Annotated in this window: 1 protein-coding gene; it reads right to left on the minus strand. The window is 70.7% G+C overall.

The genetic code is table 11. The features are described from left to right. Positions 1–203: 203 nt before the first annotated feature. Positions 204–638, minus strand: coding sequence for a response regulator (locus E4099_RS32575; RefSeq protein WP_135342669.1), 435 nt, complete (start codon positions 636–638; stop codon positions 204–206). Positions 639–754: the final 116 nt, after the last annotated feature.

The raw sequence follows: 754 nt of genomic DNA on the forward strand, positions 1-754 counted from the left end.
CACCAACCCCAGGCACGCACCCGCGCCCCTCCGCAGCCGCACCGCCAAGGAGTCCGAAACCGGACCTGTGACTCTCCGCTCCGACGCCACCTCAGCGCCCACGGCCGAGCCCGCGATCCTCCGCACTGGCGCCCCTCCCGGGCACAAGGCCGGGGCCACCCGCGGCGCGCACCATGGCCCCACTGACACCGGACCTCGCACCGTCATCCGGTCGGGCCCACCACCGGCGCGGTGTCTCCGGCGGCTGCCGCTCCCGGCATCCCCCGCCCCTCCATCAGCGCCTGCACCAGCCGCACCAGCTCGGCCGGATCGAACGGCTTGCCCAGGAAGGCGTCGACCCCGACCATCCGGCCGTCCTCGCCCTCCAGGTGCGTGCAGGCACTGATGATCGCCACAGGAACGTCACAGGTACGCGCGTCGGCCCGCAGCAGCGCCGCGGTCCGCAGTCCACCGAGCCGCGGCATCACGGCATCGAGGGTGATCACATCGGGCCGGACCTGGTGAACGATCTCCAGACACTCGGCACCATCGGCCGCGGTCACGACCTCGAAGCCCTCAAGCTCAAGGTTGACCCTGATCAGCTGCCGGATGACCTTGTTGTCGTCGACCACAAGGACCCGGCCGGTCACGCCAGGCACATCTGGAAGAGTAGGCGCGGCGCTACTGCTGCGTCCGGGTTTTGCCTACTTCCGCCACGTGCGAGGGACCTTTTCCCGACCCTCGGGCACGCCCCACCCCTGATGCGCTAAGGGGA

It is taken from the genome of Streptomyces palmae (assembly GCF_004684805.1).
Taxonomy (GTDB): Bacteria; Actinomycetota; Actinomycetes; order Streptomycetales; family Streptomycetaceae; genus Streptomyces; species Streptomyces palmae.